The sequence below is a fragment of the Senegalia massiliensis genome, from assembly GCF_009911265.1.
Classification (GTDB): domain Bacteria; phylum Bacillota; class Clostridia; order Tissierellales; family SIT17; genus Anaeromonas; species Anaeromonas massiliensis_A.
Map to the genome: position 1 here is coordinate 1 of NZ_QXXA01000001.1, position 14,620 is coordinate 14,620.

The 14,620-nt window shown below is 26.6% G+C and carries 19 protein-coding genes and 1 pseudogene; 17 read left to right on the top strand and 3 right to left on the bottom strand.

Going from position 1 to position 14,620, the window contains the following annotated elements; all coding sequences use genetic code 11:
- From D3Z33_RS00005 to D3Z33_RS00015, 3 genes are all read left to right on the top strand, one after another.
- Positions 1-234 (top strand): hypothetical protein (locus D3Z33_RS00005; RefSeq protein WP_207708344.1); only part of this gene is annotated, 234 nt, incomplete at its 5' end.
- 220 nt (positions 235-454) lie between these two features.
- Positions 455-1,441 carry a HipA family kinase gene (locus D3Z33_RS00010; protein WP_243153380.1) on the top strand — a complete coding sequence of 329 codons (987 nt, stop codon included), beginning with the start codon at positions 455-457 and terminating at the stop codon, positions 1,439-1,441.
- Positions 1,408-2,289, top strand: coding sequence for a DUF3037 domain-containing protein (locus D3Z33_RS00015; RefSeq protein WP_160195756.1), 882 nt, complete (start codon positions 1,408-1,410; stop codon positions 2,287-2,289). The genes D3Z33_RS00010 and D3Z33_RS00015 overlap by 34 nt, the downstream gene beginning before the upstream one ends.
- Before the next feature lie 181 nt (positions 2,290-2,470).
- Here the strand turns inward: D3Z33_RS00015 and D3Z33_RS00020 are convergent, their stop codons facing one another.
- Positions 2,471-2,920: a DUF6608 family protein gene (locus D3Z33_RS00020; RefSeq protein ID WP_160195757.1), complete on the bottom strand. Its 450-nt coding sequence runs from the start codon at positions 2,918-2,920 to the stop codon at positions 2,471-2,473.
- A 184-nt stretch (positions 2,921-3,104) separates the two neighbouring features.
- Between D3Z33_RS00020 and D3Z33_RS00025 the strand changes: the two genes are divergently transcribed.
- The 12 genes and pseudogenes from D3Z33_RS00025 to D3Z33_RS16595 all read left to right on the top strand — a co-directional run.
- Entirely contained in the window at positions 3,105-4,040 is a 936-nt protein-coding gene (locus tag D3Z33_RS00025; RefSeq protein ID WP_160195758.1) for a hypothetical protein, read from the top strand.
- Positions 4,041-5,043: 1,003 nt separating this feature from the next.
- A complete protein-coding gene (locus tag D3Z33_RS00030) occupies positions 5,044-5,670 on the top strand; it encodes a TetR/AcrR family transcriptional regulator (RefSeq protein WP_160195759.1) in 627 nt (208 codons plus the stop codon).
- Entirely contained in the window at positions 5,663-5,986 is a 324-nt protein-coding gene (locus tag D3Z33_RS16840) for an ATP-binding cassette domain-containing protein (protein ID WP_279279044.1), read from the top strand. The genes D3Z33_RS00030 and D3Z33_RS16840 overlap by 8 nt, the downstream gene beginning before the upstream one ends.
- Positions 5,961-6,599 carry an ABC transporter ATP-binding protein gene (locus D3Z33_RS00035; protein WP_279279045.1) on the top strand — a complete coding sequence of 213 codons (639 nt, stop codon included), beginning with the start codon at positions 5,961-5,963 and terminating at the stop codon, positions 6,597-6,599. Before D3Z33_RS16840 ends, D3Z33_RS00035 begins: the two co-directional genes overlap by 26 nt.
- Positions 6,596-7,381 carry an ABC transporter permease gene (locus D3Z33_RS00040; protein ID WP_160195760.1) on the top strand — a complete coding sequence of 262 codons (786 nt, stop codon included), beginning with the start codon at positions 6,596-6,598 and terminating at the stop codon, positions 7,379-7,381. The genes D3Z33_RS00035 and D3Z33_RS00040 overlap by 4 nt, the downstream gene beginning before the upstream one ends.
- A gap of 811 nt (positions 7,382-8,192) precedes the next feature.
- Positions 8,193-8,813: a PadR family transcriptional regulator gene (locus D3Z33_RS00045; RefSeq protein ID WP_160195761.1), complete on the top strand. Its 621-nt coding sequence runs from the start codon at positions 8,193-8,195 to the stop codon at positions 8,811-8,813.
- Between the two features lie 74 nt (positions 8,814-8,887).
- Positions 8,888-9,034, top strand: a complete 147-nt coding sequence (locus D3Z33_RS00050) for a hypothetical protein (RefSeq protein WP_160195762.1) — start codon at positions 8,888-8,890, stop codon at positions 9,032-9,034.
- A gap of 18 nt (positions 9,035-9,052) precedes the next feature.
- Positions 9,053-9,439: a GNAT family N-acetyltransferase gene (locus D3Z33_RS00055; RefSeq protein ID WP_160195763.1), complete on the top strand. Its 387-nt coding sequence runs from the start codon at positions 9,053-9,055 to the stop codon at positions 9,437-9,439.
- A 119-nt stretch (positions 9,440-9,558) separates the two neighbouring features.
- The gene (locus tag D3Z33_RS00060) at positions 9,559-9,729 is read left to right on the top strand and encodes a hypothetical protein (protein ID WP_160195764.1); all 171 of its coding nucleotides are present in this window, start codon (positions 9,559-9,561) and stop codon (positions 9,727-9,729) included.
- 269 nt (positions 9,730-9,998) lie between these two features.
- On the top strand, positions 9,999-10,112 hold the full coding sequence (locus tag D3Z33_RS00065) for a helix-turn-helix domain-containing protein (RefSeq protein WP_160195765.1): 114 nt from the start codon (positions 9,999-10,001) through the stop codon (positions 10,110-10,112).
- Positions 10,113-10,358: 246 nt separating this feature from the next.
- Positions 10,359-10,730, top strand: coding sequence for a hypothetical protein (locus D3Z33_RS00070; RefSeq protein WP_160195766.1), 372 nt, complete (start codon positions 10,359-10,361; stop codon positions 10,728-10,730).
- A gap of 357 nt (positions 10,731-11,087) precedes the next feature.
- Positions 11,088-11,287, top strand: a pseudogene (locus tag D3Z33_RS16595) (IS5/IS1182 family transposase); the annotation flags it as partial.
- Positions 11,288-11,474: 187 nt separating this feature from the next.
- On the opposite strand, the gene D3Z33_RS17150 reads toward D3Z33_RS16595, so the two are convergent.
- Both D3Z33_RS17150 and D3Z33_RS00080 read right to left on the bottom strand, forming a co-directional pair.
- Positions 11,475-11,705 (bottom strand): relaxase/mobilization nuclease domain-containing protein, encoded by a 231-nt coding sequence (locus D3Z33_RS17150; protein ID WP_160195973.1) that lies wholly within the window; start codon positions 11,703-11,705, stop codon positions 11,475-11,477.
- Between the two features lie 22 nt (positions 11,706-11,727).
- Complete coding sequence (locus D3Z33_RS00080; protein WP_160195767.1) at positions 11,728-11,943, bottom strand: hypothetical protein; 216 nt, start codon at positions 11,941-11,943, stop codon at positions 11,728-11,730.
- Between the two features lie 395 nt (positions 11,944-12,338).
- Between D3Z33_RS00080 and D3Z33_RS00085 the strand changes: the two genes are divergently transcribed.
- Both D3Z33_RS00085 and D3Z33_RS00090 read left to right on the top strand, forming a co-directional pair.
- Complete coding sequence (locus D3Z33_RS00085) at positions 12,339-13,220, top strand: AraC family transcriptional regulator (protein WP_160195768.1); 882 nt, start codon at positions 12,339-12,341, stop codon at positions 13,218-13,220.
- 48 nt (positions 13,221-13,268) lie between these two features.
- Positions 13,269-14,285, top strand: a complete 1,017-nt coding sequence (locus D3Z33_RS00090; protein WP_160195769.1) for a C45 family autoproteolytic acyltransferase/hydolase — start codon at positions 13,269-13,271, stop codon at positions 14,283-14,285.
- Positions 14,286-14,620: the final 335 nt, after the last annotated feature.

Below are 14,620 nucleotides of genomic sequence, written 5' to 3' on the forward strand. Positions count from 1 at the left end.
AAGGAATTTTTTATACTTTGTAGAATAATTAATTTAAACATAGTAATAATCTTACCAGGAGGTTTTAATATGGAGGAGGCCATAAATGATTTAGTACAATTATCAAAAGATTTTATTAAATTTGCAGAAAAACTTTATAAAGATGAAAAGATAGACAAAGAAACTTATATAGAAATTACAAAGAGAAAGAAAGGTTTTTTAAGGTTTGTTGAAAAAGACAAAATATATAAGTGATATAATGAGCAATTATTTAAGGCTAGAGATTTTTCTCTAGCCTTATTTTTTGTGATAAAAACTATATATATATAATATGATTTATAAATGAGTTTTTGTCACATATATAATAATTTAAAATAATGAACAATCCTAGTCTTTTATTTTATCAATTTATATTGTATAATATCTCTAAGTCTTATAAAGAAAGTTATGAATATAGGTTTAGAGGGGGAGGAAATTGACAAAGGAGATATATGTAGATGCATTTTTAGAATACTTAGGACAAGGAATGTCAAATCCAGTATTAGTAATGGGTAGCGATTTTAATAGATATATCCTTAAAAATGAAGAAGTTGATATAGATGGAAATAAGCAAAATTTTAATTGCATGTTTTTAAATGAATTACTTGCATGTAAAATTGGAGAATACTTAAATGTACCAATACCAGAGCCCGCAATAGCAAGGATTGATAGAAGATTGATAGATAATTCTCCTGTAATGAGATTTACTTATAGATTTAAAGAAGGATGTTATTTTGCTTCTGAAGAACTATCAGAAGTGGAGAATAATTTAATGGAAAATATGAGTGAATTAATGGAAATGAGGAAACCATATATAGTGAGAAGTTGGAATGTCTTTTTTGATAATATTATTAATAAAAAAGACATAGCAAAAATATTAGCTTTCGACATACTTATTGGAAATTTTGATAGATACACAAATGAAGGAAATATATTAATTAGTTTATCAGATAAAGGAAGAAGAATATATGCTATTGATCATGGGCATGCTTTTTGGGGACCAACATGGAATCAAGGAAAAATAAACCATTTAAATAATGATAAGTTGGATCAAGATTATATTATATATTTTTTAAATTCTATACTTAAAATAAATCAAGGATCATTAAATGGATTGGGAACTATTTTTAGAGCTTTAGAATCTCATGTTGATTTAAGCAATGTCAATCAACATGATTTTATAGAAATTGTGCATAATATTGAAAGTATTGATGAAGAATTCTTAGATGATTGCTTCAAAGAAGTACCTGATAGCTGGTTCATAAATAAACCTACACAAATAGCATTATATAAGAAATTTATATTAAATCAAAAAAATATGATAAGACATATAATACAAGAGTTAGCTAAGAGAGGCGCTTTTACAAATTTTAGAGGAGGGGCATTAGAATGGAAGAAAGAAAAGCAGTATGGTACAGCATAATCAGATATTCTCCAGATAATCTTAGTGGTGAAGTTATTAATGTCGGTATTTTACTGCATAATTTTGAAAATCAATCAAGTATAAAATTTTCTATTTTAGAAGAGAATTCATCTAAGATTAGATCGATTATTGAAAAACAAAGTGGTATTAACCTGTATAAATCATATAAGGATATTTTAGAATATTATTTATCAAAAAGTAAAGAAACAGTTGATGGTAGTGTTGGAGAAATATCAATTGGTTCATATTATAGTGAAAATTTCTTGAATAACTTATATGAATATTTTAAAAACAAAAAACTTACAATAACAAAACCTAACTTTGCATTCACTTCAAATGTTGAGATATTATTTAAAGGTCTTTTTGAACAATACGTTGGTTCGAAATATCTTGATAAAACTCCTAAAACATTAACTGCAAAGAAATTTGTAAAAGAATATTTTCAAACTAAAAAATTACTTGATAGGAAAGTAAAATCTGATATAGAACTTAATCCATTAAATAACTTAAATGAATTCAAAATTAAAATTGATTTTACATTTAAAAATGGTGTATGGAATTACATGCAAGCTGTACCTAATTTATATAGTTCAAAAGATAATTCCGATTGGCTTGCTAAAACAGAGTATTTTATTAATAATTTAAATGAAACAGATTTTAAAGTACATTTATTATATAAAGCATCTGATTTTACTGATAATAAAAGTATTTATAAATTTTTCAATTATCTTACATCAAAAAATATGAATATTGCAGAAATAAATGTTGATGAAAAAGATAAAATTAATAAATTATGTGACTATATTGAAGAAGAAGCAGAAGATCTTGAAGGTTATAAAGTTAGTTAAAAGAGATAATAATTATTATCTCTTTTTTTGCTTAAAATGAATTTTTTATACAAGGTTAAGATTTTTCTTAGCCTTATTTTTATGTGAAGTATTTCAAAATCCATAAAAAATTTTATGATTTATATATAATATATGTATATGATTTATTTCAGTTTATTGATTCTCATAAGAAGTAAAAATACTAATTCTTATTTTTAACTAGTCTCTTTGTTCTACCACCAATAAAAATTACTGCTCCTAAAAGACCATACATAAATGCATAACTCCTTGATAAATCTTTAAATGCATCAGGATGTAATTCTATAAATATTCCATTAATCCAAAGATAAATCAAAAGAAGAGCCCATGTTATAATAAAAGTTATAGCATATATTATTAATTTGGATTTTATAGTTTTTCTTAAAATATCAAAGAAAAATAATCCGCTTATAAGTATTGAATGTAATACAAATCTAGCTAGTAGGTGTGCATATGGTCCTATACCTGTTTTAGCTGGCCATAAACCTAATAATATTGGTATAGTATCTAGTAAAGTGAAAATAGTAAATAGAATACATATTGTTATTAGCTTATTACTTAAAATTTTTGAATACAGATTTTCAAATTTCCCTTTAAATTTATTAGCTTGCATTAAGTTTACCCCCTTTAATTATAATTTACTTTATATATTACCATATTATAGAGCTTAAGTCATACTTATTTTACCATATATAATAAAAGTTTATTATGACATGATTTTAAGTATAGAGAGAAATCTATAGCCTTATTTTTTATTATATAGTAAAATATAGATAATTATATATTAGGAGGTAAGTATGTTGAAAAACTTGAATGAAAAAGTGATATCAATTTCTGTAATATTATTTGTTAGTTTGATATTATCATTATACATATTAGAGGATATAAGGTATGGAATTATTCCATTTGTTATCATATTATACTTTACACATGTTTCAATACTTTTATTAAGAAAATCCTACAATAATACAGAGACTCCTGTGGAAATAAGATATCAAAAGAAGTTTAAAATATTTTTTTTACCTACTATTAATTATGAAGGGATTAAAATTAGTAAAGACATTTTTGAAACTAGTTTATGGGTATTTAAGATTCAAATTGTACCGCTATCAATATGTATAATTGAGGTTCTTAAGTTTTTAGTAAAAAGGGATATAATAACTCAAAATCAGTTAAGTGAATCAATTACTCTAATATTAGTATCAAGTATTTTAGGTTTATTAATAAAATTCAAAGATTTAATATGGCTAGGCCAAATATTTTTTAAAAACAGAGATGCGTTATATGTGAAAGTAGAAAACAAAAAGTTGGAATTTTGCAAAGACATAAATTTTAAAAATAAACATAGAGATATTGTATTATATGAGATAAGTTATTCTAAATATTCTGTTATTGATTTAGAAAGAGAAGTAATATATTTGGAATCAAAGATGAAAAGAACTACAGAACCCAAATTTTATGATAAATATTTTATCCCAATAGCAATAATTGTATTTGGAACAATTATCGGATTTGTAAACTCTATATTTTCAATAATTCTATCTAGCGATGATGGTTTTTCAAGTCTAGATAGGATATTTAAATATTATTTCTTATATATATTACTATTTTCAAGCATATTTATTTTCATTACAAGTGCCAGACATTTTATGAAACCTGAGTTTCCAGACTTATTACATATGAGGTTACAAGTTGTAAAAACAGAGCTACTGAGAAGAAATAACATAGAGTGAAAAACATTGTTAGCAAACAGATTGTTCATAAAATCTGAGATGATATGAATGTATTAATTATACATTTTGGAGGTTTAAGAATTATATTACACACCTCAAGAACTAGAGTGACTTTTATATAAAATCTAAATGTATAGCTATAACCAAAATAGATAAAAAAACATAAACAAAACTAGGATATTAATATCCTAGTTTTTTAGTTGATGAATTTATAATAAAATATAAAAATAGTTTATGGGATAAGAAATTCTTACAATATTATATTAATAAAGTAATAAGAACAGCTCATTTATAAAATTACACTTTGATGATCTTATTTTTTATTTTAAATTAACTAGTTTTTTAATATTTAATACATCATAAAACTAGTAGTATATTTCATAATGAATATCAAATTAAAAGGGCCAAATAAGGCCCTTTAATTAGTTTGGGGAATAAATAAGGTGGCAAGGATGAATTTTTCCACCCTTGTGCCACCCATAAGTAAGTTATATAAAAATATATAATGATATAATAAAATATAATTAAAGTTTCAGTTTCTTTAAAGTTAGTAAAACCAAGTGTTATAACGTTATATATAGATATGATAAAATATAGAAAAAGTCTTGATTTAATCATACGACACATGTGGAGTGCATAGCATTGATAGAAAAGCAAACTATATAGAAATCCTTAGATTCAAGCACTTTTACGACCATTTCGTCTTCACAAAAGATGAGCATGATTTCAAGAAAAAAGAGCTGAAAAAGTATTTCGATGTTTCAGTGGTTGTTAACCTAGAGTTTGTAGATACAAAGAAGTAGTAATAGATAAATGGTTTATAAATGAGAATAATTTAATACTTTAAACATAAAAAATGCAGATGAGCATAAAAAACTCATCTGTATTTTTTATGTTTAGATTTAAGAGGGAAAATTTAAGAGAAATCTAGTTGACAAAGTTTTACTATGGTGATGCCCTATGACTATATAATAAATATAGTCATAGGGCATGGAGGCGAATTATGGCAACTGCATTTGATGATAATGAAAAGGAATTAATAAGAAAAGAATTAAAAAAAGCAGCAGTAGAATGTCTGGTAAAATACGGAGTAAAAAAGACTACTGTTGACGAAATTGTTCAGATGGTAGGCATATCGAAAGGATCTTTCTATAATTTTTATCCTGCAAAAGAAGTTTTGTTTTTTATGGTATTAGAAGAATACCAAAAGTCTATTATAAGTAAATTAATTAATAGATTAAAAGAATTGGATAATATAGGAGTTGATGAATTTACGGATTTAATTTATGGAGTTTATCAGGAGGTTAGAAAGTCATTTATTATGAATATAATTCGAAATCAAGAGTTTGAATACTTTATTAAAAAATTACCTAAAGAACTTATCATTAATCATCATTCACTAGATGATACATTTACAAGAGAATTGTTTTCTTATATAAAGATTAGAGATGATATAAATATAGATATTGTAGCAGCTTCATTAAGAGCAATTTTTATGAGTATGATATATGTTGAAGAAATTGGAGAATATGTTGAAGAAATTGGAGAAAAGGAATTTGATGAAGTATTAATGATTTTGATTAGGGGGGTTGCAAAGCAATTAATTGAGGAGGATTATAATAATGAATAAAATTATTAATACTATCAATTTAACAAAGACTTACGGAAAAACAAAGGCTGTCAATAATGTTAATTTATCAGTTAAAGAAGGAGAAATATTTGGTTTTATAGGATTAAATGGAGCAGGTAAGACTACTGCAATACGTATGTTACTGGGGATGATTTCTCCTACTTCTGGAGAGTGTTATCTACAAGGCAAAAAAGTAAATGCAGGGAATACAGATGCTTGGAGTGATGTAGGATATATTGTAGAAACACCATATTCATATCCTGAGTTAACTGTTAGAGAAAACCTAGAAATTGTTCGTAAGTTTAAGAGCGGTTAAGGATAAAGATTCCGTTAATTGGGTTATAAAGAAGTTAAAATTAGAAAAATATGAATCAAAGAAAGTTAAACATCTTTCTTTGGGAAATGCACAACGACTTGGTATAGCAAAAGCAATTATTCATAAACCTAAAATTTTACTCCTTGATGAACCTACAAATGGCTTAGATCCTGCTGGTATTGTTGAAGTACTCAATCTATTAATGGATTTAGCAAAAAACTCAGGTGTAACTATATTAGTTTCTAGTCATAAATTAAATGAAATTTCAAGAATTGCCACAAATATAGCTATAATTCATGATGGTGAATTAATTAAAAAGATAGATAGAAAACAACTTGAACATGAATTAAAGAAATATTTACTAATAGATGGAAAAGATAAAAATACTATAAAATCAGTTCTTTATAAATTTGGATATAAGGCAAATATTGTATCAAATGGAAATTCATCTGTTTTGCAAATCCACAATGAAGATGCTGTAAAGAATCCGGAGAAGATAGTTACATTACTTGTAAATAATGGATACCGTCCTAAAATGTTAAAAATTAAAAAGGAAGATTTAGAAGAGTATTTTTTAAGATCTATTGAAGAATTTGGAGGGGGTTTAAAATGAATAAGATAATAATATGTGTTCCTATAGAAATTAAAAAATTTCTAAGTTCTAAAACACTTTTAATAACAATGATTGGACTTATGATACTACCATTTGTAGGTGGATTTTTTATGATTATATTAAAAGATCCAATAGTAGCACAAAAGATGGGTATTATTTCTACAAAAGCTCAAATCTTAGGATCTAATGCAGATTGGCCTTCTTATTTTAGTTTGCTTACACAAGGTATTTCACTTGGAGGACTAGTTGTTTTTGGATTTGTTACTAGTTGGGTTTTTGGAAGAGAATACTCAGACAGAACAATTAAAGATTTACTTGCACTACCTATATCTAGAAATGTTATTGTAATCTCTAAATTCATTGTAATTTTTCTATGGTGTATGGTTCTTTCAAGATTTGTATTTTTAATGGGTATATTTGTTGGTAAAATTATTCGTCTACCTGGCTGGTCTTTAGAAGTTTTATTTTCAAGTAGTATTATATTTTCAATATGTTCATTACTTACGATTTTATTGTCTACACCAGTTGCATTTTTTGCGAGTTTTGGTCGTGGATATTTGTCACCGTTAGGATTTATGATACTCACCCTCATACTTTCACAAATAGTTGCTGCTATGGGATTTGGTGAATTCTTTCCTTGGTCTATACCTGCCCTTGCAAGTGGTATTGCAGGTAAAGGGAGTGCAGTTCTAACAAATACTAGTATAGTTATTGTTTTTTTAACATATTTAATTGGATTGATAAGTACTATGTTCTGGTGGAGATATGCTGATCAGGATTAGATAAAAGATTTGTGAATATAAGCTGAGGCAACGAAAAAGGATGAAGCATATTGAAGATTAAGTATTTCAGATTATTATAATAATAGAGCGGAATAATTTAGTTACAATATCCAGGAATTTTATTATGATGTGAAAACAATAAAAATATTTAACATTTGAGCACAAAAAATAGATGAATTTTATTTTCATCTATTTTTTGTGCTCAAAATCAAGGAGGTGATTTAGTTTAGTAACATATATAGCTCAGGAAATGACGTTGTAGATCAAGTGAGATGTATTTTAGTGGATATATAATACCAACAACTTGGTATAAAACTATAGTAAGAGATAATAAAAAAGCCTTATCTAAATGCCATAATAATATCAGATGTAGTCTATTGGTATAGGCCAACTGAAGTTAGAGATGAACAATCAGGTCAATTGATAGGAGTTAAAAAGAAATTTAGAGATGATGTACTCCAAAGAAGTTATCAGCGAATAGCAGATTAATTTGGAATGAGTAAAAGAGAGACAAATACAAAGAATCCAACAAATAATTCTTCAAAGACTTCTTCAGTAGATTACTATCATATCAATAAGAAAAGATAGGATGGGATAGAGAATCAAGCTAAAAATCTAATTTAAAATGAAAAAAATATATTAGTAGTTGTCAGTTCAGGTTATAGTAAAACTAGATTCTTTGTAAAACCTAACTTAATGTAAATGAATTTATATTAAAATCTTTATGACAGTAGTTTTTATAAATTAGTACATTGACTATTACTAAAAGTAATGTTACTATTAGTAATATGAAATTAAGGAGATTGAAAAAATGGATAAAATTATACTTGGAATACTTATGTTAAAGCGTATTACAATTTATGAAATACGGAATATAATTAAATTGAATTTTAAATCAATGTGTAGTGATAGTATGGGTAGCATTCAGGCTTCTATTAAAAAACTATTAGCAAAAGAAATGATCATTTACAATGAATTCGTAGACAATGGTATAAATAAAAAGGTATATTCAATTACGCCTTGTGGAAGATCGTTCTTTTTAGAATGGCTTAATACTCCTATGGATATCACAAAAACAAAAAATATGGAATTATCAAAATTATTATTTATGGGCTTTATTCCAAAAAACGATCGCATTAATATTATTAGTAAAGTTATTGATAATACAAAAAAAGAGCTAGAATACTTGCAATCTATACTAAGTTCACTAGAAAATAGTGAGTATAATAAAAGTAGATATTTGGAAGATTTACAGAAAGATTTTGAATATATGGAGGGAATTATAGATGCTACTGGAAATGAAGATATAGAGAAGAATATTATCGATATAAATAAGTTTGAAAATTTGACATTGCAGCTTGGAATGGATACTACTGAATTTTACTTGGAATGGTTTATTAAATTAAAAAATTCAATAGAAAGTGATGTATAGAATTATTAAGATTTATTTTGAAGAAAGGGTGAATTCAAATTACTAATATAAAAATAAAGAACCAAAAAAATAGTTTGAAAGAATATCAAGAGGATATTGCAAAGATATTTGTAGAAGGGTTTTATGATAAGTTTTCAGGTTTATGTAGTGATAAAGAAAATCTTATAAAAATATTTATGGGTTCTTTTTGTTCAGAGTCAGTATATATTGCATATATTTAAGATAAACCAGTAGGTATAATGGGAATTTCAGATAATAAGAAGAGAGTATTATCTTTAGACAAAAAAAGATTTAAAACATATTTAGGATATATAAAAGGAATTTTTTCATACCATATATTTAAAAAAGAATTTAATGAACCATTATATTATAAAAATAATGTTGCTTATATAGACTTCATAACCACCTTAGTAGAGGCAAGAGGTAATAATGTTGCAAGAACACTTTTAAAAATCTTGTTAGAAGATAAAAGGTATTCAGAATTTATTTTAGAGGTAGGAGATACTAATAATATAGCTTTAAATTTATATACAAAGATGGGATTCGAAGAGTTTGACAGAAAAACAGAAAAATACCCTAAACAGACAGGATTTAATGAACGTATATTTATGAAATTTAAATATTAAATTTTTCAAAATCTTGGTGCTTTTTTTATTTTAAATTAAAATCGAAGTGAATCAGAAAAATTTCAAAATATTTTATGTATGGCAAATCACTAGAAGGAATAGAGTAGCTAATAATGCTGATGCCTAATTTTTATCCAAGAAGAAGTGGCATAGTCATTAACAATTATTTCATCAGTAATTCTATTATAATGATGATATCAGGGACAATTGAAATATTGCTTTTCTTTAATTTACTAAGATTTAATATAGAAATTAATAGATTTAAAAAAGAAGCTGGAATACATGAATAAAAAATATTTATTAAGATTGTTTTGATTTTAGGTATTGTATTAAAATGGATTTAAGATATAAGAAATTTAATGAGTAATGAATAATTGTAGATTTATGTGTAATAGGAACTATTTATATTTTATTTATACCTAAAATAAATATTTTTATGGAGCACAATAACTGGAAGTGCTCCATGTTTCTTTGCAGTTGATTTTGTCGACCAAAATCAACTGCAAATCCTTTGAGCTTTTAACAACAGCAAGTTATAATTAAAGCAAGAGGTGATAAGATGAAAGAAATAAATATTGCAAAAACGCTAGTATTTAAGAGAAAAGAAAAAGGCATTACTCAAGAGGAATTAGCAAAATATATCGGTGTTTCAAAGGCCGCTATTTCTAAATGAGAAACAGAACAAAGTTATCCTGATATTACTTTTTTGCCACAACTTGCTACTTACTTTAACATTAGTATAGATGAGTTAATGGATTATAAGCCACAAATGTCAAAAGAGAATATTTGCAAGCTTTACCATAAGTTAGCAGCTGATTTTACATTGAACCCCTATGATGATGTTTTAAATAATTGTAGAGATATAATCAAAAGATATTATTCTTGCTTTCCCCTTCCCCTTCTATTGCAAATGGGAGTTTTGATACTCTTTCATAGTGATCTAGCAAAAAATACAGACAAGACTGTCTCCTTGATTATGGAAGCAAAAGAGCTTTTTGTTCGAGTAAAAAAAGAAAGTAGAGATCTGGAGGTTATCAAACAGGCACAATATATGGAAGCTAGTTGCTATATTTCTCTTGGTGATTCACAGTCTGCTGTTAAATTGCTTGAATGTATAAATAGACGACTACTTGTTGTAGAAACACTTCTTGCATCGGCTTATAAGATGGAAGGTAAAATAAATGAAGCAAAATCTACATTTCAAATTGGAATATACCAATATGTTGTTGTATTATTTAGTCTTTTTCCTTTTTATCTTATGATGTGTACCGAATGTATGGAAATAGAGTAAAATTAAAAGATGTATTTAAAATAATGAGAAGTCAATAAAAAGTATGATAGTAACTTTTAAAGTATAATCTTCATATATTATTATTAAGCTTATGAAATTATAAGCTAATATAGACTTTAGAAGGAGGATTATTAATGTCAGGATATAATAGAGGTTGTGGAGTTGATAGTGAATTATTATTCTTTTTCCTATTACTTGTAGTATTATTTAGTCAGTGCTATGGAGGGTATGGAGACTGTTAATTTACTATAAAGAGAGAGAGCTTTAAAGCAAGGCCACTGAAAAAGTCTTAGGTAAATAAAACAAGCATAACTCCTACAACAATTGTTGTAGGAGTTATGCTTGTTTTAGTGTAAAATATATAATTTAATTATTCCTAAAGATAATATCCTTAGACAAATAAATGGAATGATTGATTTTTCATTCGTTAATGATGAATTGGTTGCAAAATACTGTTCTGATAATGATAGAGCTGCAATTGATCCACTAAGAATGTTTAAATATCTTTTTTTAAAAGTGATTTATCAGATGTAGGTGTTGTAGAGCGTTCTAGATATGGCACCAGAATAAGGAATTATTAATCCAAACTCTTTAATTAAATTCGGAGTATTCCTTATAAGATTTGCCACTTTTTTTATGTTGAAGTATTATATTTAAATTCTAATCTTTACATAATTTATTACTGATATTTCTAATTTTGTGATAGCTTTTCTTATTGAAATTATAAGCTCATCCATAAATATTTCACTTAATTGCTTCTTCTGCTAATTTTATCCCTATTTCATGAGTTAATTTAGGTGTAAGAGTATCTCCAGGATCAAATGATTGGATTAAATGTTTTGCTAAATTTTCAGAAGTGCTATTCCAATTTTTCCTAATTAAATTAAATTCTATAGATACAGTTTCATGACTGTAAGCAAAAGTAGATATCAGAATATTTTCATCAGTTTTATCTTTATCGCATACATAGTCAATAGATTTTTGTAATTGCTATATCTCATCTAACATCTTCTTTGTAATATCTATCAGTAGAATTAATCTTTTTAGCAATTTGATTTATATTAGATTGAATCCTAGTTAGGTTCATATTCATTTTTTTAATAAAGACTCTCATATTTGTTGCATCTATAGCACCCATTCTATTTAAAATTAATTCTTTTTCTTCTTCTGTAACCACTACATTTAAATCAATATTTCTCAATCTATTTTTCATCGGTATGCTCCTTCTTTAATTTATTTAGGGTATTAGAGATACTCCCTAACAAGTAATATATCAATACAAACAGTTAGGTTTAGATGATATATTTTAGTTTTATTAAACTGCTAAAACAGACATTGAGATAGTGGTGTGATTACTTAGAATAATTGATTTTACTTAACTTAGCAAGATTTTTTCGCATGACACTATATTGAGAATAAATCCAATACAATCAATTTTGTTGAATGGTAAGAGTGTATTGCACCATTTTTGATGCACAAATGTTTGTTTATGTTGATGTGGATTCTATATGATAAAATATATATACTGACAGAGGGATATTGAAAAATTCAATTTCGTTAAAAATTGCTTGAGTTGAAACAAAAGGGTATAGAATAGTAGGTGATATAATGGATTATCAGCAAACAGTACTTTCCGCAATAGATTATATTGAGAATAATATGTTCGAAGAAAATGTATATCATCATTTATTTGACCATATTTTTCTTTCAAAGTACCATTTTCATAGAATCTTTTATACGATGACAAATGAAACAATTGCAGACTATATTAGAAAGAGAAAGTTTACAATTATTGCTAAAAAACTAAAATTTACGAATGAAAAAATAATCGATATAGCATTTGCGTGTGGCTATAATTCACATGAGTCTTTTACAAGAGCTTTCAAGAAATATTTTAGTATATCACCAAGTGAATTTAGAAAGAATCCAAATGAAAATAAGTTGTTAGTCATGGATTGTATTGATAAAAGAAAGCTTTCCAATATTTATTTTCAATCAAATTATGTGCCGTATTTCGAGTCTATTGATCAACTAACCCTTACTGGTATTAGAGGAACAGTTGATTTAATGACAGTGAATGTTCAAAGCTATTGGAGCCAATTGCTTGAATATTTTTCTGATAACTGTATACAGCCAAATGGAGATTACTTATATATGATTTGGGAAAGTGTTGGTTGTGATCCAAGGAAGATAGATTTCAGTGAGCAGCAAAATGTTTTTATAGGTGGTGTGTTTTATGATGCCAAGAAAAAGATGGATCAATCATTGATTAGTAATCAAGCATATGCATGTTTTAGATTAACCCAAACCTTTGAGTATTTACATGACTTATACAGCTATATTTATTTTTCATGGTTTAAGAAATCTGATATGATTTTAGATGATAACTATATCATTGAGCGTTACAGCAAAGATTTTTCTTTTGAGCAGAAAACTGGTTTCATGGAAATCCTGGTTCCTATAAAAAAGCAACAGATGTCAAGAAAATAAAATATAATCTGATAAACTTATTTATAGAAAGATAAAAGGAGGAAGATAATGTATAAACCAAGATTTAAAGGGACGCACTATGAAATGGGAAATCACTATGGAAAACTATTAAAAAAACACCAAGTTGATTTGTCACCATTGCTGAATTTCAACACTGAAAGAATTGATATGGGAAAGAAATCTTTAAAAATATGTGAAATCATATATCCTGAGATTATTGATGAAATCCGGGGGATGGCAGAGGGGCTATCTGTTGACTATTTAAAATTGGGAACGTTTTTAATAACAGCAGGAGCCTATTCATTTGATGTGGGCTGCACAACTTTTGCATATATTGAAGATGACGAAGTTTATTTTGTTAGAAATCATGACATGTTTGTTCAACTTAGAAAGACCACAGAAAGCGCCTTTTATAAACCTAATAAAGGGAATGTTTTTTTAGGTCATGGAGATAGCTTGATAGGAAAAGAAGATGGAATAAATGAACATGGTTTAGCGGTAGGAATGACTTTTGTAGCACCTAGAACAATACAGCCAGGTTTGAATTTTTTGATGATTGTGAGAATGTTATTGGAAAAATGTAAAGATGTTGATGAAGCGATTAAACTGCTTGAGAACATACCATCAATGACCTCACAGTGTTTTATATTGGCAGATTCATTAGGACACTTAGCAGTTGTAGAAATGTGTCCAGATCATATGGCAGTCAGGTATCCTAAATCCGATGAAAGATTTATTGTTGCTACGAATCATTTTATTAAAAAAGAAATGAAAAAATTTGATTGTAAGCCAGAAGAGAACTGGTATTCAACATTAGACCGTTATGATACTGTCACTAAAAATCTGCAAAGTGGAAGAGACTATTCAAGAGAATTAGGTATAGAAATTGCATCTGGGAAAAGAGGATTTTTATGTCAATATGATAAAAAGCTTTCTTTTGACACTTTATGGTCTGTGAGTTATCATTTGAACACTCTTTCTATAAAAAGAGCAGAAGGGAATCCTAGACGAGCGAAGTATAAATTTGACTATCGCCTGGAAAAATTGAAGAATGAATTACTATAAAACCATATCTAGAGCATGGAAAACTAAAGAGTCTCAAATTTCACAAATATGATTGCGTTGTAAAGAACACTGATAGAATAAGAAAAATTAATATAAAGTGGTGGAGTTTTTGAGATAAGAAAACTAAAGAAATACTTAGATGGATTAAGAAACTGATCAATGGAGAACCCTATAAGAGTAAGCAGAATACCCTATTGTGATAGTTTTCAATAAAAATAGTGAAAATTCCCCATAATCTGAGTATAAAGATTCATATAGTAAACTTATAAAAATAATGTAGGAAATTGTAAAAAGTTGAAAAATTCATAAGATTTGCAAAAATAATCTTGACTTTT